This window comes from Mesorhizobium sp. P160187 (assembly GCF_057766425.1).
Genome location: NZ_JBYMDX010000004.1, coordinates 519475 through 537744, shown reverse-complemented (window position 1 = coordinate 537744; position 18270 = coordinate 519475). Strand labels below are relative to the sequence as shown.

At 62.2% G+C, this 18270-nt stretch carries 16 protein-coding genes; 12 read left to right on the top strand and 4 right to left on the bottom strand.

The features are described from left to right. Window positions 1-34: 34 nt before the first annotated feature. A complete protein-coding gene (locus tag AC3CCE_RS19575; protein ID WP_023832214.1) occupies window positions 35-661 on the bottom strand; it encodes a hypothetical protein in 627 nt (208 codons plus the stop codon). A gap of 134 nt (window positions 662-795) precedes the next feature. Between AC3CCE_RS19575 and AC3CCE_RS19570 the strand changes: the two genes are divergently transcribed. The 8 genes from AC3CCE_RS19570 to AC3CCE_RS19535 all read left to right on the top strand — a co-directional run bounded on the left by AC3CCE_RS19570 (window position 796) and on the right by AC3CCE_RS19535 (window position 9961). After that, entirely contained in the window at window positions 796-2289 is a 1494-nt protein-coding gene (locus AC3CCE_RS19570; RefSeq protein ID WP_352626288.1) for a DegQ family serine endoprotease, read from the top strand. 47 nt (window positions 2290-2336) lie between these two features. Then, complete coding sequence (locus tag AC3CCE_RS19565) at window positions 2337-3647, top strand: replication-associated recombination protein A (protein ID WP_352626287.1); 1311 nt, start codon at window positions 2337-2339, stop codon at window positions 3645-3647. Between the two features lie 182 nt (window positions 3648-3829). Next, window positions 3830-4660, top strand: a complete 831-nt coding sequence (locus tag AC3CCE_RS19560) for an aspartyl/asparaginyl beta-hydroxylase domain-containing protein (RefSeq protein ID WP_023682594.1) — start codon at window positions 3830-3832, stop codon at window positions 4658-4660. A 24-nt stretch (window positions 4661-4684) separates the two neighbouring features. Continuing rightward, window positions 4685-5059, top strand: a complete 375-nt coding sequence (gene crcB / locus AC3CCE_RS19555; protein WP_023688419.1) for a fluoride efflux transporter CrcB — start codon at window positions 4685-4687, stop codon at window positions 5057-5059. A 133-nt stretch (window positions 5060-5192) separates the two neighbouring features. Further along, window positions 5193-6173, top strand: a complete 981-nt coding sequence (locus AC3CCE_RS19550) for an RluA family pseudouridine synthase (protein ID WP_023672769.1) — start codon at window positions 5193-5195, stop codon at window positions 6171-6173. 62 nt (window positions 6174-6235) lie between these two features. Continuing rightward, on the top strand, window positions 6236-7093 hold the full coding sequence (locus AC3CCE_RS19545; protein WP_081726242.1) for a DMT family transporter: 858 nt from the start codon (window positions 6236-6238) through the stop codon (window positions 7091-7093). Between the two features lie 11 nt (window positions 7094-7104). Continuing rightward, window positions 7105-7896 (top strand): ATP12 family chaperone protein, encoded by a 792-nt coding sequence (locus AC3CCE_RS19540; RefSeq protein ID WP_352626286.1) that lies wholly within the window; start codon window positions 7105-7107, stop codon window positions 7894-7896. A 178-nt stretch (window positions 7897-8074) separates the two neighbouring features. Continuing rightward, window positions 8075-9961 (top strand): MFS transporter, encoded by a 1887-nt coding sequence (locus AC3CCE_RS19535; protein WP_352626285.1) that lies wholly within the window; start codon window positions 8075-8077, stop codon window positions 9959-9961. 94 nt (window positions 9962-10055) lie between these two features. Here AC3CCE_RS19535 and AC3CCE_RS19530 read toward each other — a convergent pair whose 3' ends face one another. After that, complete coding sequence (locus AC3CCE_RS19530; RefSeq protein WP_352626284.1) at window positions 10056-10253, bottom strand: DUF2735 domain-containing protein; 198 nt, start codon at window positions 10251-10253, stop codon at window positions 10056-10058. A 316-nt stretch (window positions 10254-10569) separates the two neighbouring features. On the opposite strand from AC3CCE_RS19530, the gene AC3CCE_RS19525 reads away from it, so the two are divergent. Continuing rightward, window positions 10570-11610 carry a glutamine synthetase beta-grasp domain-containing protein gene (locus tag AC3CCE_RS19525; RefSeq protein WP_352626283.1) on the top strand — a complete coding sequence of 347 codons (1041 nt, stop codon included), beginning with the start codon at window positions 10570-10572 and terminating at the stop codon, window positions 11608-11610. Window positions 11611-11747: 137 nt separating this feature from the next. Here the strand turns inward: AC3CCE_RS19525 and glnA are convergent, their stop codons facing one another. Together glnA and AC3CCE_RS19515 are read right to left on the bottom strand one after the other, a co-directional pair. After that, complete coding sequence (glnA, locus tag AC3CCE_RS19520) at window positions 11748-13157, bottom strand: type I glutamate--ammonia ligase (protein WP_023672775.1); 1410 nt, start codon at window positions 13155-13157, stop codon at window positions 11748-11750. A gap of 58 nt (window positions 13158-13215) precedes the next feature. Beyond that, complete coding sequence (locus AC3CCE_RS19515) at window positions 13216-13554, bottom strand: P-II family nitrogen regulator (protein ID WP_006205430.1); 339 nt, start codon at window positions 13552-13554, stop codon at window positions 13216-13218. Window positions 13555-14037: 483 nt separating this feature from the next. On the opposite strand from AC3CCE_RS19515, the gene AC3CCE_RS19510 reads away from it, so the two are divergent. The 3 genes from AC3CCE_RS19510 to AC3CCE_RS19500 are packed head-to-tail and all read left to right on the top strand — an operon-like array spanning window position 14038 to window position 18252. Then, window positions 14038-14694, top strand: coding sequence for a hypothetical protein (locus AC3CCE_RS19510; protein ID WP_488377183.1), 657 nt, complete (start codon window positions 14038-14040; stop codon window positions 14692-14694). Between the two features lie 19 nt (window positions 14695-14713). After that, the gene (locus tag AC3CCE_RS19505; RefSeq protein ID WP_352626281.1) at window positions 14714-16255 is read left to right on the top strand and encodes an NAD(P)H-hydrate dehydratase; all 1542 of its coding nucleotides are present in this window, start codon (window positions 14714-14716) and stop codon (window positions 16253-16255) included. Beyond that, window positions 16252-18252, top strand: coding sequence for a hypothetical protein (locus AC3CCE_RS19500; RefSeq protein WP_352626280.1), 2001 nt, complete (start codon window positions 16252-16254; stop codon window positions 18250-18252). Before AC3CCE_RS19505 ends, AC3CCE_RS19500 begins: the two co-directional genes overlap by 4 nt. Window positions 18253-18270 lie beyond the last annotated feature (18 nt).

Genomic DNA, 18270 nt, shown 5'->3' with positions numbered 1-18270 from the left:
GTTACCGGCGTCCTACGTTTAGCGTGTCTTACGTTTAGCGAGTAAGCATCAGGTAGTCGCGACCGCTAAGCAGATTCCAATTGAAGGCGCCGGGAATCTCTTCGAACGCCGGTTGGGGATAGGAATAGATACTGTCGAGGGTGGCGCGGGAATCTATATCGCTGACCACTCGCGACACGGTGGAATTGGTCAGGTATTTTTGGGCGTCCCCATCTTCGATGAAGTCTGTATCGACTCGGAAATGAATCTGAACGGGACCCGCGCAGATGTTCAGCAATATTTCGTCGCTCAAGGCGGCGTAGAACACCGCTGCCTCTTCTGGAGCCCAAAGGCCGGCAGTCAAGAATTCCGAAGGTGTCGTCTCTCCACTGAACCCATCCAATGAGAGCACAAGGCGATCGGTGAGAACCTCAAAATCACCTTCGAGATAGCCCGCTTCTTCGATCTGAAACCAGTTCATCCAATGAGGTGCTTCTTCATCAAAGGAAATTTCGAGCTTTCCGAAAGTCCAATAGACCGGAATCGTCTCTGCATGTTCCGTGATCCAGCCGTCAGGCGGACCTAGCATACTGGCGATGTCGATCATTTTCAGAGAAGGGAAAACAGGCCCAAAAGTGCCGGTCTTCAAAAAGTCACGGAATGACAGGAGTTGTTTTTTCATGAAGGTCGACGCAGGTTTTCAGTTTCAAGCCGACCTATAGCTGCTTTGCGGGCCAGAATAATCAGATTTCAGGGGCTTAGCCTTTCATTTTGCACAATCGTCGGGACAATGGCGCCCGACCTGGAGGATTCGGAATGCACTTCAAACGGCTGTTTCTTGTTGCCCTTTGCGCGCTGGCCGCCTTTGCCGCGGCACCGGCCGTGAAAGACGCCCTGGCCGAGGACGCCGCCAAGCCAGCCGATCCGGGGCTCTCCGATGTGCTGACCGACCTCTTGCATGGCGTCGAGGGCGAGAACGGCACCTCCGGTCCCGACAAGCGCGTGCCGTTCGGCCGCGAAGAGGTGCAGCTGTCGTTTGCGCCCCTGGTCAAGCAGACGGCGCCGGCCGTGGTCAATGTCTATGCGTCGCAGACGGCCAAGGTCACGTCGCCCTTTGACGGCGATCCGTTCTTCGAGGAATTTTTCGGCCGCGCGCAGCCGCGCGCGCAATCCTCGCTCGGCTCGGGCGTGCTGGTCGACCCGAGCGGCGTCGTCGTCACCAATTTCCACGTGATCAAGGATGCCGACGAGGTCAAGGTCGCGACCGCCGACGGGCGCGAATTCACCTCGAAGGTCATGCTCAAGGACGAGACGCTCGACCTCGCCGTGCTCAAGATCACCTCCGACAAGCCGTTTCCGGTGATCGCCATCGGCGATTCCGACGCGCTCGAGGTCGGCGACCTGGTGCTGGCCATCGGCAATCCGTTCGGCGTCGGCCAGACCACCACCAGCGGCATCGTTTCGGCGCTTGCCCGCAGCCATATCGGCGTTTCGGATTCGGGCTACTTCATCCAGACCGACGCCGCCATCAATCCCGGCAATTCCGGCGGCGCGCTGATCAACATGGGCGGCCAGCTGGTCGGCATCAACACCGCCATCTACAGCCGCAGCGGCGGCTCGATCGGCATCGGCTTTGCCATCCCCGCCAACATGGTGCGCGCCTTCGCCGACGCGGCCAAGGCCGGGCTCGATTTCTTCGAGCGGCCCTATATAGGCGCCGAATTCGAAGCGGTCACACCGCAGATCGCCGAATCGCTCGGCATGGAGAAGCCGACCGGCGCGCTGGTGTCGTCGGTTGAGGAAGCCGGACCGGCGGCCAAGGCAGGGCTGAAGCCCGGCGATGTCGTGCTGCAGCTCAATGGCACGACGGTCGAAGGCATCGAGGCGCTGGATTACCGCATGGCGACCCTGTCGATCGGCACCAAGGCGACCTTCGCCATCCTGAGCAAGGGCCAGCAGGCGACGATGGAGATTGCACTGGAGCGCGCGCCGGAAGGCGCCAAGGCGTCGGAAGTGACCCTGCATGGCCGCAGCCCGTTCTCCGGCGCCAAGGTCGCGGAACTGTCGCCCAGGCTCGCCCAGCGGCTCGGCCTGCGCACCGACCTCAAGGGGGTCACCGTGGTCGACATCAACCGCGATTCGCCGGCAGCCGATTTCGGCTTCCAGCCGGGCGACATCGTGCGCGAGGTGAACGGCACGACGGTCGATACGGCGGCGACACTGGCGCAGATTGCCCAGCAGGATACACGCTGGTGGCGCTTTACCGTCGAGCGCGGCGGGCAGATACTGCGCCAGGTGTTGCGTTACTGAGGCGATCTTCCCATTTCTGAGGATCGTGCTCCAACCAGAAGACCTAGATGGCCGATCTGTTCAGCGTCGATGAACCGGAAAGAGCGCCGCCCGGCCGGCCTTTGGCCGATCGGCTGCGCCCGAAAAACCTTGGCGAGGTCGTCGGCCAGGAGCATCTGACCGGCCCCGACGGCGCACTGACGCGGCTCATCAACTCCGGTTCGCTCGGCTCGATGATTTTCTGGGGGCCACCCGGCACCGGCAAGACCACCGTGGCGCGGCTGCTGGCCGGCGAGACCAGCCTTGCCTTCGAGCAGATCTCAGCGGTGTTTTCCGGCGTTGCCGATTTGAAGAAAGTGTTCGAGGCGGCAAAGCTGCGTCGCACCAATGGCCGCCAGACGCTGCTGTTCGTCGACGAGATCCATCGCTTCAACCGCGCCCAGCAGGATTCGTTTCTCCCGGTCATGGAGGACGGCACCGTCGTGCTGGTTGGCGCCACGACCGAAAATCCGTCCTTCGAGCTGAACGCCGCGCTTTTGTCGCGCGCGCGGGTGCTGGTGTTTCACTCGCTGGGCGAGGAGAGCATCGCCAAGCTGATGACGCGCGCGGAGGAGACGGAGGGCAGGGCGCTGCCGCTCGACGAAGAGGCGCGGGCGATGCTCATCCGCATGAGCGATGGTGACGGCCGGGCCTCGCTGACGCTGGCCGAGGAAGTCTGGCGCGCCGCCAAACCCGGCGAGGTTTTTGATCCCGAAGGGTTGCAGCGCATCGTGCAGCGCCGCGCGCCGATCTATGACAAGGGCCAGGACGGTCACTACAATCTGATCTCGGCGCTGCACAAGTCGGTGCGCGGGTCCGATCCGGACGCGGCGCTTTATTATCTTGCCCGCATGTTCGACGCCGGCGAGGATCCGCTCTATCTCGGCCGCCGGCTGGTGCGCATGGCGATGGAGGATATCGGGCTGGCCGACCCGCAGGCGCTGGTTATCGCCAACGCCGCCAAGGACGCATACGACTACCTCGGCTCGCCCGAAGGCGAACTGGCCTTCGCCGAGGCCACCGTCTATCTCGCCACCGCGCCCAAATCCAACGCCGTCTATACCGCCTTCAAGGCAGCCACGCGGGCGGCGAAGGAGTTCGGTTCGCTGCTGCCGCCCAAGCACATCCTCAACGCGCCGACCAAGCTGATGAAAGAGGGGGATTACGGCGCCGGCTACCGCTACGATCACGACCAGCCCGATGCCTTTTCCGGCCAGGACTATTTCCCCGAAAAGATGGGCCGGCAGATCTTTTACGATCCGCCCGAACGCGGCTTCGAGCGCGATATCAAGAAACGGCTGGACTATTGGGCAAAGCTGCGCAGCGAGCGGGAAAAATAGGCGCGCGGGACAAACGGGACGAACTCGGCCTGCCCGCGATGAACTGAAATTCTGTCCCCGCCAGTCACAGCAGTGTGATTGTACCGCATGACAAAAAGCCCTATCACGTCGCATGACTCGGCCGGGAGGCTGCCAGGACGGGCGATAATTCGGAACGGGGACAGCGCGCCGCGCGAACAGAAATGACAAAATCCCTTCGCAAGACGCTTCGCCAGGCTGTGATTGCTGTCCCGCTGCTCGCGCTCGGCTTCTATTTCATTCCGATCCTGACCACGATCTGGATCGTCTGCGGCCTGATCGATGTGCTGCGCAACGCCAGCAAGGATCTGTCGCTGTTGCGCGGCTATTTCCTCGGCAATGGCATCTTCACCTGGCTGCTGTCGCCCTTCAATCTGCTGGTGGACCTCGTTTGCTACCGCAACCCGGGTGTGTGGAAGCTGGAGCAGTTTCCTGCCGATTATCAGCGCGAGGTCAACGAGGTTCTTGACGTCTTCAAGGCGCGCAAGGACGAGATCATCGCCGATATCGACGCCAATTTCGGCACCGGTCGTCGTGGCATGTATGTCTATCAGTGGTACGGCAAGCACCGGATCGACAATGTCGCAGAATTCAACAAGGATTTCAAATACATCAAGACCATTGCCGTGTCTGTCTTCAGAGGCAAGGAATCGACTTCCTGGCATTTCGGACCGCTGCGGCTCAGCCTGCGCATCCTCTACAATCTCTTGCCGGTGAAGGCAGAGGTTTTCGTCGAATGCAACGGCGCCAGGAATTACTGGCACGACAACCCACTCTATATTTTCGACGACACGCTGCTGCACCGCTCGGTCAACGAGTATGACGGACGCCGCTACTGCGTGTTCATGGACATCATCCGCCCGTCGCCGTTCCCCGGCTTCATCGCCGGACTTCTGGCCATCGTTTCGGTCACCGTCGAGCGCATCAATTCCATGTTCTACAAGAACTGGAAGATGATCGGCTCGAGCAAGGCAAAGAAGGTCGAGACGACCTGAGGCGTTGGCCTGAAGGGATTGGGCATGTTCAATCTGCTTCTCGTTGTGGTCGGCGGCGGCATCGGCGCCGGCATCCGCCACCTTACCAACATCGGTGCCTTGCGCCTCGTCGGCCCCAACTACCCCTGGGGGACGATGGCGATCAACATCGTCGGCTCCTTTGCCATGGGGCTGTTCATCGCCGCGCTGATGCGGCGCGGCGGTTCCAATGAGCTCCGGCTGTTCGTCGCCACCGGCATCCTTGGCGGCTTCACCACCTTCTCCGCCTTTTCGCTCGATTTCGCGACCCTGTGGGAGCGCGGAGCGACGCTGCCGGCGTTGGGATATGCGCTGGCCAGCGTCGTTGGCGCCATTATCGCCCTGTTTCTGGGACTTTGGCTCGCAAGAACCGTTTCATAGTGTTATTGCCCCGACCTGGAGCACGCCGCATCCTCTGGACGCGCTGCAGAAACTTTGATCTTGCGCATGATCCTTTCCGAAAGCCGGAGTAGATTTTCGGGGTCACGCGCTAGAAACGGATAAAGCGAAAATCATGGCAGGCGTAGAACAGATCACGGTGGAGGCCGGCGAGGCGGGCATGCGGCTCGATCGCTGGTTCAAGACCCATTTCCCCGGTCTCGGCTTTGGCCATCTGCAGAAGTTGCTGCGCTCGGGCCAGATCCGCGTCGATGGCGGCCGGGTCAAGGCCGACAGCCGTGTCGAGCCCGGCCAGGTGGTGCGTGTGCCGCCGCTCGAGGTCGACAAGAAGGGCGAGAGTGCGCTTACGGGTTACTCGATCCGCAACCAGGGCGACGCCGATGTGCTGGCCAAGATGCTGATCCACGAAGATCCAAAAGTCTTCGTCTTCAACAAGCCGGCGGGCCTGGCGGTGCAAGGCGGCTCGGGCGTCACCCGCAATGTCGACGACATGCTGGAGGCCTGGCGCAGCCAGAAGGGCGAGAAGCCGCGCCTGGTGCACCGGCTCGACCGCGACACGTCGGGCGTGTTGGTGGTTGCCCGCACCAGGCTTGCGGCGATGAAGCTTTCCGAGTCATTCCGGGCGCGCGAGACCAAGAAGACCTATTGGGCGCTGGTCAAGGGCGTCCCGCCCAAGCGTGAGGACAAGATCTCGACCTGGCTGATCAAGGAACCGACCGAGGACGGCGACCGCGTGCGCGTGGCAGCCCATGGCGAAAAGGGCGCCGACCACGCCGTGTCCTACTACCGCATCATCGAGCAGGCGGCTCAGACGATGACCTGGCTGGAAATGGAGCCGTACACTGGCCGCACCCACCAGCTGCGCGTTCATGCCGCCTATATCGGCTGCCCGATCCTTGGCGACCCCAAATATTTCGAGGCCGACACCAACTGGGACTTTCCGGGCGGCATTCAGAACCGCCTGCATCTGCATGCGCGCCGCATCGTCATTCCGCACCCGGACAAGGGCGTCATCGACGTCACCGCGCCGATGCCGCCGCATATGCGCCAGAGCTGGAACCTGATCGGCTTCGACGACGCCAGCGCGGAGGACTGACATTGGCCGTTGCCTCGGCATTGGATCGCCGCGATGCGGTCGATCTGGCGGCTGCTTCCATCATGGTCGGGCTGACCTTTTCCTGGGGGCTGAACTATGTCGCCGCCAAGATCTCCTATGCCGGCTTCGATCCGGTTTTCGTCTCGATCGCACGTTCGATCATCGGCGGGCTCTGTGTGCTCGGCTGGTGCTGGCTGCGCGGCATCAGGCTGTTTAAGGCCGACGGGTCGCTTGTCGCCGGCATCATCGTCGGCGTGCTGTTCGGCGTCGAGTTCCTGTGCCTCTATATCGGGCTGGAATACACGACCGTTGCCCGCAACACGCTGCTGGTCAACACCATGCCGTTCTGGGTCCTGATCGGCGGCCATTTCCTGCTCGGTGAGCGTATCAACGCGCGCAAGCTTGGCGGGCTCGTTCTCGCCTTCTGCGGCCTGGTGGCGGTGTTTTCCGACGGGATTGCCGGCGGCACCGAGATGACCTTGATGGGCGATCTGCTCAGCCTCGGCTCCGGTATCCTGTGGGCGGCGACCAGCATCGTCATCAAGCGTTCGAAACTGGTCGAGACCAGTGCCGAGAAATTGCTGCTTTATCAGTTGGCCGGTGCGGCCATTGTCGGTGTCCTGGTGATGCCTTTCGCCGGCCCGCCGATCCGCGCGGTCAGTGCCTTGCCGGCATTGGCGCTGCTGTTCCAGTCGCTCTATATAGTTGCCTTCACCTATGTGCTGTGGTTCTGGCTGCTCAGGCGCTATCCGGCATCGGGCCTGTCGAGCTTCGCCTTCCTGTCGCCGGTGTTCGGCGTCCTCTGCGGCGCTATCATTCTTGGCGAGGCGCCAACGACCAGGATCTTTGTGGCGCTTGGGCTGATCGCAGTCGGCCTGATCATCGTCAACCGGCCGGCGCGCAAGCAGGTACCTGGATAGAAAGTTCGACGATGCGTGACATCCTCAACGACCTCGAAGCGGGAAAGCATCTGTCCGATCCGGATCCGGTCCGCCGCGCGCAGATCCAGATGAAGACGCACCTGCCGAAGCGCTTCTACAAGGACGTGTCGGTCGTAGCTGTGGAGGACGGTTTTGCCGTCCACCTCGATGGCAAGCCGGTGCGCACGCCGGGCAAGGCGCTGCTGGCGCTCCCGACCGAAAACGCCGCCGCCCTGGTCGCCAATGAGTTCGCTGCACAGGGCGAGACCATCGACCCGGTCACGATGCCGGTGCTGCGTCTGGTCAACACCGCCATCGACGGCGTCGCCAGCGACCCGCAGGCGGTGCTGGAGGACGTCTTGCGCTTCGCCTCGTCCGATCTGACCTGCTACCGCGCCGACGCGCCGCAGGGGCTGGTCGAGCGGCAGAACCAGCATTGGGATCCGGTGATCGACTGGGCGAGGGCGACATTAGGGGCTCGGTTCAACCTCGCCGAGGGCATCATCCATGTCGAGCAGCCGCGCGAAAGCCTCGCCGTCCTCGGCGCCCATCTTGCCCAGCGTGCCGAGCCGCTGCGGCTGGCTGCAATCCATGTCATGACTTCGCTGACCGGGTCGGCGCTGCTGGCGCTGGCGGTCGATTACGGCGCGCTCGATGGCGACGCGGCTTGGGCCGCCGGCCATGTCGACGAGGACTGGCAAATCGAGCATTGGGGCCAGGATGCCGAGGCTGTGGCACGCCGCTCGGCCCGCAAGCGCGACATGATGGCGGCCATCGGCCTGCTCGATGCGCTGAAGACCTGATCCTCGGCCTTTTGCCGCACTGCACCTAATACCAAAGTCATAAATCCAAGGTCTGTCTGCCTCCGGCGGTCGCTTTCTGTCATTTTTTACGCCGATGTCGGGTTCGAGTCGCGTTCGGAGGGAACGCCGACGATGACGCCCAGCGTCGAAGGCAGACGATTCACGGGAGGACAGTTCAATGGCATTGGCATCGACCGCCGGCGGAAGCAGCCGCGGCATGACGCGGGAGGAGAAGAAAGTCATCTTCGCTTCCTCGCTCGGCACGGTTTTCGAATGGTATGATTTCTATCTCTACGGCGCATTGGCGGCCGCAATCGGCACCACATTCTTCGCCTCTTATCCGGAGGGGACGCGCAACATCTTCACGCTGCTGGTTTTCGCTGCCGGCTTCCTCGTGCGGCCGTTCGGCGCGCTGGTGTTCGGCCGTATCGGCGATCTCGTCGGCCGCAAATACACATTCCTCGTCACCATCACGATCATGGGCCTGTCGACCTTCCTGGTCGGCCTGCTTCCCGGTTCGGCGAGCTGGGGCATCGCGGCGCCCATCATCCTGGTTGGGCTGCGCATGCTGCAGGGCCTGGCGCTCGGCGGTGAGTATGGCGGTGCCGCGACCTATGTCGCCGAACATGCACCCGACGATCGCCGTGGCTTCTATACGTCGTGGATTCAGACGACAGCGACGCTTGGCCTGTTCCTGTCGCTGATCATCATCCTGGCCGTGCAGAATTCGTTGAGCAAGGAGGATTTCGCGGCCTGGGGCTGGCGCATTCCATTCCTACTCTCGGCCATCCTGCTCGCAATATCGGTCTGGATTCGCCTGACGCTTTCGGAATCGCCGGCCTTCGTCCGTATGAAGGAAGAGGGCAAGGGCTCCAAGGCGCCTTTGTCGGAAGCCTTCGGCCAATGGAAGAATGCAAAAATTGCGCTGCTGGCGCTTTTCGGCCTCACCGCCGGCCAGGCCGTGGTCTGGTACAACGGCCAGTTCTACGCACTGTTCTTCCTTACCAATGTGCTCAAGGTGGACGCGCAGTCGGTCAACATCATGGTCGCCATCGCGCTGGCGGTAGGCGCGATCTTCTTCGTCGTGTTCGGTTGGCTGTCCGACAAGATCGGCCGCAAGCCGATTATCATGGCCGGTCTTGCGCTGGCGATCGTCACCACTTTCCCGCTGTTTAAGGCGCTGACCTGGGCGGCTAATCCAGCTCTGGCAACGGCACAACAGACAACGCGTGCGACTGTGACCGCCGCGCCTGGCGACTGCAAATTCCAGTTCAACCCCACGGGCACTTTCAAATACACGACGTCATGCGATATCGCGACCGCCTTTCTCAGCAAGAACTCGGTGCCTTATGACGTCGTGACGGCGGCAGCGGCTGGAACGCCTGCTACAGTCAAGATCGGCAACGAGACAGCTGAATCCTATGACGCGGTCGCGGCTGGCGACCAATTGAAGGCCAAAGAGGCAGCCTTCGGCAAGGCAATCAATATTGCCTTGCAGGATGGTGGTTATCCGCTGAAGCGCGCTGCCGCCAAGGTTGCCGACCAGAAGCTCGACGCCTTTGTCGCGGCCAACCCCGAACTGAAGCTCGACGCGGCAGCCATCCGCGCAGGCGAAAAGACCGAAGTCCCGACCGAGCAGGCGATCAAGGACAAGGTGCTGACCAAGGATGAGGCAGCCGGCGCCACCGAGGTGACCGTCTACAGCATTCCGGCAGCGGGTGCGTTTGCGATGTTTGCCGACCCGGCACAGGTCAACTGGGCCAAGGTCATCGGCATCCTGTTCATCCTGGTCCTCTACGTGACCATGGTCTACGGGCCGATCGCGGCGATCCTGGTTGAGATGTTCCCGACCCGCATCCGCTACACCGGCATGTCGCTGCCCTACCACATCGGCAATGGCTGGTTCGGCGGTTTCCTCCCGGCGATCGTGTTCGCGCTCAGTGCCTACAAGGGCGATATCTACTACGGGCTCTGGTATCCGGTGGTGATCGCGGCAATGTCGCTGATCATCGGCATGATCTTCGTCAGGGATACGCTCGGCACCGACCTGCATACCAAGCAGTAGCCGACAGCTCTGTGTCATACAAAAAACCCGGCCCGAGCGATCGCGCCGGGTTTTTCATTTGTGGGCCTGTTCGATCTATCAGCGCGGAAGACGCCTAGCTCTTGCGAGGCTGTTCGGCGTCCGCAATGGCGGCCTCATGATACCAAGCCTCGCCATGGTCAAGCGGCTGATCGCGCAGCGAAGCAAGCTCTGCCGCAAACTTGGCCTTTACGCCTAAATTTGAGGCACCCGCACGCGCTGCCACCGGGAACATCAGGATTCTGGCCGACGGACGGGTTGAGGTGATTTCCATGGTCGGTCTCCTTTCTTCTGGAGAGGCTCTTCGATTCATCTTTCCATCAAGGTAAGTCCTGCAATCCATTTAGGCAAGATGCCTAAAGAAAGATCGGCATTTGCTTGTTATTTAAGCAAATTCTGCCTTTGATCGATCCGGGCGCATTGCTTAGGCGGCTTGCCTTCGTCACCGGCATGAAAGGGCATTTTTGCCGCACCTGACCAACTGAAGTGGCACACGATTTGCATTTTATTGGCTTGGCAGCTGGGCTGCTGGATGGCTCGGCGCGCCGGCGTCATCCAGGTTCGGTGATCAAGCAACGAGAGGCTCTAGAATGACGAAATACAAGCTCGAGTATATCTGGCTCGATGGTTACACGCCGGTCCCCAATCTTCGCGGCAAGACCCAGGTCAAGGAGTTCGCCGAGTTCCCGACGCTCGAGCAGCTGCCGCTGTGGGGCTTTGACGGTTCCTCGACGCAGCAGGCCGAAGGCCATAGCTCCGATTGCGTGCTGAAGCCGGTTGCCGTGTTCCCCGATCCGGCCCGCACCAATGGCGTGCTGGTGATGTGCGAAGTGATGATGCCAGATGGCGTGACGCCGCATGTGTCCAACAAGCGCGCCACCATCCTCGACGACGAGGGCGCCTGGTTCGGCTTCGAGCAGGAGTATTTCTTCTACAAGGACGGCCGTCCGCTCGGCTTCCCCGAGAGCGGCTATCCGGCGCCGCAGGGTCCGTACTACACCGGCGTCGGCTATTCGAATGTCGGCCCGATCGCGCGCCAGATCGTCGAGGAGCATCTCGACCTCTGCCTCGCAGCAGGCATCAACCATGAAGGCATCAACGCCGAAGTGGCCAAGGGCCAGTGGGAATTCCAGATTTTCGGCAAAGGCTCCAAGAAGGCCGCCGACCAGATGTGGATGGCCCGCTATCTCTTGCAGCGCCTGACCGAAAAATACGAGATCGACATCGAGTATCACTGCAAGCCGCTCGGCGACACCGACTGGAACGGCTCGGGCATGCACGCTAACTTCTCGACCGCCTATATGCGCGAAGTCGGCGGCAAGGCCTATTTCGAAGCGCTGATGGCTCAATTCGACAAGAACCTGATGGACCACATCGCCGTCTACGGCCCGGACAACGACAGGCGCCTGACCGGCAAGCATGAGACCGCGCCGTGGAACCGCTTCAGCTACGGCATCGCCGACCGCGGCGCCTCGATCCGCGTGCCGCATTCCTTCGTCAACAATGACTACAAGGGCTACCTGGAAGACCGCCGCCCGAATTCGCAAGGCGACCCCTACCAGATCGCTTCGCAGATCCTGAAGACCATCGCGGAGGTTGCGACCAGCGCGCAGGTTTCGGCGGCCGCCTAAGCATCTATAGCGGCGCAGGCTTCATAAGCCTGCGCCGTAGCCTGCTGCTATCACGTCTACGGTCTGCTATTGGTCAAACAAAAACCCCGGCGTCTGAACTGACGCCGGGGTTTTTCCTTGTCGCTGAGGCTTATCGTTCAGACCGAATAGTACATGTCGTATTCGACCGGATGCGGGGTCATTTCGAAGCGCATCACTTCGGCCATCTTGAGCTCGATATAGGAGTCGATCTGGTCGTCGTCGAAGACGCCGCCGGCCTTCAGGAAGCCGCGGTCCTTGTCGAGGCTCTGCAGCGCTTCGCGCAGCGAACCGCAGACGGTCGGAATCTTCTTCAGTTCCTTCGGCGGCAGATCGTAAAGATCCTTGTCCATCGGCTGTCCCGGGTGGATCTTGTTCTTGATGCCGTCGAGGCCGGCCATCAGCATGGCGGCGAAAGCGAGGTAGGGGTTCGCGCCTGGATCGGGGAAGCGGACCTCGACGCGCTTGGCCTTCGGCGACGAGCCGAACGGAATGCGGCAGGAGGCCGAACGGTTGCGCGCGGAGTAGGCGAGCAGAACCGGTGCTTCATAGCCAGGCACAAGGCGCTTGTAGGAGTTGGTCAGCGGGTTGGTGAAGGCGTTGATGGCCTTGGCGTGCTTGATGATGCCGCCGATGTAGAACAGGCACGACTCCGACAGGCCGGCATATTCATTGCCGGCGAAGGTCGGCTTGCCGTTCTTCCAGATCGACTGGTGGACGTGCATGCCCGAGCCGTTGTCGCCGAAAATCGGCTTCGGCATGAAGGTGGCCGTCTTGCCATAGGCGTTGGCGACCTGGTGCACGACATATTTGTAGATCAGCATCTTGTCGGCGTTGCGGACCAGCGTGTCGAACTTGATGCCGAGCTCGTGCTGGGCAGCGGCAACCTCGTGATGGTGCTTTTCGACGCGCACGCCCATTTCGGCGAGCACGGTCAGCATTTCGGAGCGCATGTCCTGCGCGCTGTCGATCGGCGGCACAGGGAAGTAGCCGCCCTTGACGCGCGGGCGGTGGCCGAGATTGCCGGTCTCGTAGTCGGTGTCGTCATTGGACGGCAGTTCGGTCGAGTCCAGCTTGAAGCCGGTGTTGTAGGGATCGGCCTTGTACTTGACGTCGTCGAAGACGAAGAACTCGGCTTCGGGGCCGACATAGATGGTGTCGCCGATGCCTTCGGCCTTCATGTAGGCCTCGGCCTTCTTTGCAGTGCCGCGCGGATCGCGGTTGTAGGATTCGCCGGAGACCGGATCGAGAATGTCGCACAGGATGACCATGGTCGACTGGGCGAAGAACGGATCCATATGGACGGTGTCCGCATCGGGCATCAGCACCATGTCGGACTCGTTGATCGCCTTCCAGCCGGCGATCGAGGAGCCGTCGAACATGACGCCGTCGGCGAACATGTCTTCCTCGACCTCGATGACATCCATCGTCACGTGCTGCAGCTTGCCCTTCGGATCGGTGAAGCGCAGGTCGACGAATTTCACGTCGTTGTCCTTGATCTGCTTCATGATGTCTTTGGCTGTCGTCATGTCGTTTCTTCCCTGTGTGATGACGTTTCGAGGAGACGTTAATCTGAAATCAGAAAGCTCAGACGGCGTCCATCCCCGTTTCGCCGGTACGGATGCGAACGACCTCCTCAATGTTGGAGACGAAGATCTTGCCGTCGCCGATGCGGCCGGTCTGCGCCGCCTTGCGGATGGCTTCGATGGCGCCTTCGACGGCGTCGTCGCCCAGCACGACTTCGATCTTCACCTTGGGCAGGAAGTCGACGACATATTCGGCGCCGCGATAGAGTTCGGTATGGCCTTTCTGGCGGCCAAAGCCCTTGGCCTCGGTCACGGTAATGCCTTGCAGACCGGCCTCCTGAAGCGCTTCCTTCACTTCGTCTAGCTTGAACGGCTTGATGATCGCTTCGATCTTTTTCATGTAAAAAGTGGCCTCCACTGCCAAAAAAACGGGTTGTGCGCCCCGCTTGCGCCTCCATCAAGCACGAACTGTGCCAATTTCAGCCCACGCGAAGCGGTTTCGCGCAATTCCAATGCCGCGCCGCGCCGGGATGCACATTCGCGTCATCCTCTGCTTCGGCTGCGGCAAAGCTGCCCGAAGCCTACACATTGCCGCTTCGGGCGTCTGCACGATAATTAGGCAGATTGCGCATTTTGCAGGCCCGCGCGGATCCGTGCAGTTGGGCGGCCTGGCAGATTTGACCCATCATTCCCGGTGTGGGCATATCCGCGTCAACGACGCAGTGAAAGGTGGACGAATGAAGGGTGTATTTGGGCGCGGGCAGTCTTCACGTGGCTCTGCCGGCTCCGGTGGCGGTTCGACTGGTGGCGGACCACCGCGCGCCGTGGATTTTCCATGGCGCGACAAACCTGACAGCGCCCCTGCAACTTTGCATTCGGGCATTTGCGCGACAACCTTCCGCAGCTTTTGGCGGTGAATGGACGCATCCATGCCGAGACCATCGTTTCGGCTGCGGGAGCGATTGCCGGTTTTGCCGCGCAGTGCGCTCTGCTCAGCGGCCGCACACCCGAGCTAGACATCGTGACGACCAAGGACGGGTCGCGTTTCCTGTTCGGCGAGCCGCTGAACGAGATGCTCTTGGCCCGCGACGACAAGAAGGCTCCGGAGCGGCTCTGGAACCTCGCTGCCGGAACGGCGATCAACAACGGCCTGCCGCCGAATGGTATGCCTTCGCTGGAGGCCATGTTCGCCCATGTCTCGCAGACGCTGGGCGGCCCACTGGAGGGGCTGCCGTCGGTCGGCAAAAATCATCATCCGCATTTCCCGGTCAGGAAATTGCTTGGATTTGCATGGCCAATGGCGGTGACGTGTCTGACCGGCCGTCTGCCGAATGCGACAATTGTCTATGGCGAGGCCGATGTGACCAATTGGCCGGCCATCACCGCCAATGTGGCGGCATTGATTCTCGGTCAGGCCAAGGATTTGCTCGACCGGAAGCTCGGTCTCACCATCGTCATGGAATCGGCGATCTATGCCTCAAAGGTCGATCCGGGCCTCGTGTCCGGCCGAGCTCCCGACGCTGCCACGCAAGGCGGATGAACCGAAGGACGTACCAGCGATGGGTTTGCCAGCCGGCGCCAAATTGGAACTGCTGTCGCCGACCGAGATGGCGGATGCCGACCGGTTGGCAATCGCGGCCGGTCCACTGGACGGCTATGGCCTGATGAAGCGCGCCGGCGAAGCGGTCGCGGCGGTGGTGTTGGCGCGCTATCCTTCAGCCACTAGGGTGCATGTGCTGTGCGGCCCCGGCAATAATGGCGGCGACGGCTATGTCGTGGCGCGGTTGCTGGCGGAGACGGGTGTCGATGTCGCGCTGTGGACATTAGGCGAACCGAGGGTAGGCAGCGATGCCGCGATCGCCGCGACCCAATGCCTGCTGGAGCGCAAGCCGCTAGCGGCTTTTGCCGCCGAGCCCGGCTCCTTGATTGTCGATGCTCTTTATGGCGCGGGACTGTCCAAGGACCTTTCGGGCGATGCCGCACGCGCGGTCGACAGTGCCGCCCGCCTGTCTGTTGTCGCCGTCGATTTGCCTTCGGGCGTCTCGGGTGACAGCGGCGACATTCTCGGCACGGCATTCCGTGCCGACATCACCGTCACCTTCGCGCGCAAGAAACCGGGGCATCTGCTGTTGCCCGGCCGGGACCGATGCGGCGAGATCGTCGTCGCCGATATCGGCATTGGCGACGATATCATCGCCCAGGTCGCGCCGCACGCATTCGAAAACAAGCCGACGTTCTGGCTCGACGCACTGCCGGTGCCGGCGGTCGATGCACACAAATTCAAACGCGGCCATGTCGGCGTCTTCTCCGGCGGACCGTCGGCGACGGGTGCGGCGCGGTTGGCCGCACTTGCCGCTGCAAGAAGCGGGGCAGGGGCAGTGACCGTGCTGTCTCCTGCCAATGCCATGCAGGTGAACGCCACGCATCTGACCGCGATCATGCTGCGCAAGGCCGACGCTATCGAGGACGTGCAAGACTTTCTCGGCGATCGCCGGTCGTCGAGCTTTGTCCTCGGCCCGGGCTTTGGTGTTGGTGACAAGGCGCGCGATTTCGCCCTCGCCGTGCTCGGCAGGAAACAGAGGGAGGGCGGTGCCGAAGGGTTGGTGCTCGATGCAGACGGCATCACGTCCTTCCGCAACGCGGTCTCAACGCTGTTCGAGGCGGCCGGCAGGCCGGATGCGCCAGCATTGGTCATGACGCCGCATGAGGGCGAGTTCGGCCGACTGTTTCCCGACATCGCCGACGACAAAAGTCTGTCCAAGCTCGCCAAGGCTCGCGTGGCTGCGGCGCGCGCCAACGCCACTGTCATCTACAAGGGCGCCGACACCGTCATCGCGGCTTCCGACGGCCGCGCCGCGATCAACGCCAATGGCGCGCCATGGCTGGCCACCGCCGGGTCAGGGGACGTGCTTGCCGGCATAATTGCCGCGCTGCTGGCGCAAGGCATGTTGCCCTTCGAAGCAGCTTGCGCCGCTGTCTGGATCCATGCCGAGGCCGGCAGCCGCTTCGGTGCTGGATTAATCGCGGAGGATCTGCCGCTGGCCCTGGTGCCGGTGCTGCGTGAACTGGTCGATGCACGGCAGAAGGTGGCGATCAGATGAAGCATTTCGCGTTCGTCGTTGCGGCCATCATGGCGCTGTTCGCATCGCATGCCGTGCGCGCCGAGCAACCGGTCACCATTGTCGACGATCCGGCGGTGCTCGCCGCCCTCGATGCCAAGGGCTTTGGTTTCGCCGGGGTTTTCGCCGTCGACGGCGCGGACGATCTGAAGACGCTCTACAGTGAGGTGCCGGCCTATCGTGCTGTTGTCGACATGGTTGCGGCCGATATTGCCACGCTACGGGCCGAGATAAAGGCTGGCGGGCGCACGCTCTACGAGGTGACCGACGGCAATGTCGGCCGCGTCATGGATATGCGCTGGCTGAAGACCGAGGCCGCGCGCTTCCGCCTGGTCGGCGTCGTCAACCGGCTGGACCGGCGCGACTTCACCGCGCTCCAAGGTGACAAGAGCTGCGGCGAGGTGCGCTTCATCTATCGCCTGGCCTACAGTTTCCGCAAGAACGGCAAACTTCTCGCTTCGCGCCTGCCGTTCAACTTCAACGCCGTCTACAGCGTGGCGCCGGATGCCGATGGCGGCTGCGTCGGCGTTGCCGGGCGCTGGACACCGCAGATCGACGAAAACGTCGATGCCGGCTGGCTGGCCGGCGGGCCGCTGGAACCGGCCGAACTGAACTTCAAACAGCTTGAGCTCAATGCGCAGGTGGTGCGTTTTCCCTCGGGACAGGAGACCGAGTTCGGCGGGCAGGCTGCCTACCTCATGCGCATCTTCGGCATCGATGGCGCCACCATCGTCGAGAAGCCGCTGGAAAACACGCCTGACACAGCACGGCTCTCGGATGATGCCGCACTGAAGAAAGGGCTCGCCGACTACGTCAGCGCCAATGTCGCGGCCGTCGATCTCGGCGTCTACGAAATCCCCGACGAATTCCTGGCCAAGAAAATCATCTCGTGGTCGACCTTCGGCAGCGCGAGACGGGCCAACCATCCGTTCACGCCGCTGTTCCAGCCAGCGGATTTCGCCGGCTTGGACTATGCTGCGCTAAAGCTGGTGCGGACACCGGAGGCGCTGGTCGAGCGGCTGGACAATGGCGCCTGCCAGGGCTGCCACCAGGCGGGCTCGACGGCTGGCTTTCACTTCATCGGCCTCGACGACAAAACGACGTCGCCTCTCAACCGGATCGAGGTCGGCATCTCGCCGCATCTCCATGCCGAGATTCCGCGACGTGAGGCCTGGCTGCGCGCGACGGAAGAAGGCAAGGAGCCGAACCGCTACCGGCCGCTGTCCTTCGCGCCGCCAGCGACATGGACCGATGCCGGCGATGTCGACTACGCCCCGGCCGAGATGGCGATGCCGTGCCTGATGCCGGATGATGCAAAACGCTTCGGCGCGACCTGGCAATGCGGTGGCGGCACCGTCTGCACGCCGCTCGCGACGGCTTCAGGCGTGCATACCGCGTTGGCGCAATGTCTGTTGCCCACGGACAGTCCAAAGATGTTTTCGGGCCATCCCTGCCTGACCGGGTCGATCGCCAGCAACCCGTCTCAGCCGTTCAACGACCGCTACAAGATCACCGGCCAGTTCGCGGCTTTTGCGCCGACCTTTTCGCGGACCGCCTACACCTGCCGGCCACCGAAAATCGGCGTACCGGCAGGCATCGCTTATCGCGCCTGCGACGACAAGGACCGCAGCTTCGCCGCCTTCAAGACGGGCAAGCCGATGCCATCGGAAATTTGCGGCATGGTCGGCGGCAAGAAATTCGACACCTGCGTCGCCACCAACAATTTCGACCAGTGCCTCAGCGGCGCGGTCAACCGCGGAAACCGTCCCGCATGTTCGGCCGATCATTTCTGCCGCGAGGATTATATGTGCCAGTCGCTGCCGCCGGACACGCCGGGTGCTGCCAAGGTGAAAGGCATCGGCTACTGCTCGCCGACCTATTTCATCTTCCAGATGCGCATCGATAATCACGCGACGCCTTGGGCGAGCGCGACCAGCGCCCCCAGCGATGCGGGGTTCGGGGCGGCGGAAGAGGAGTGAGCGACTCACGAGCTTGTC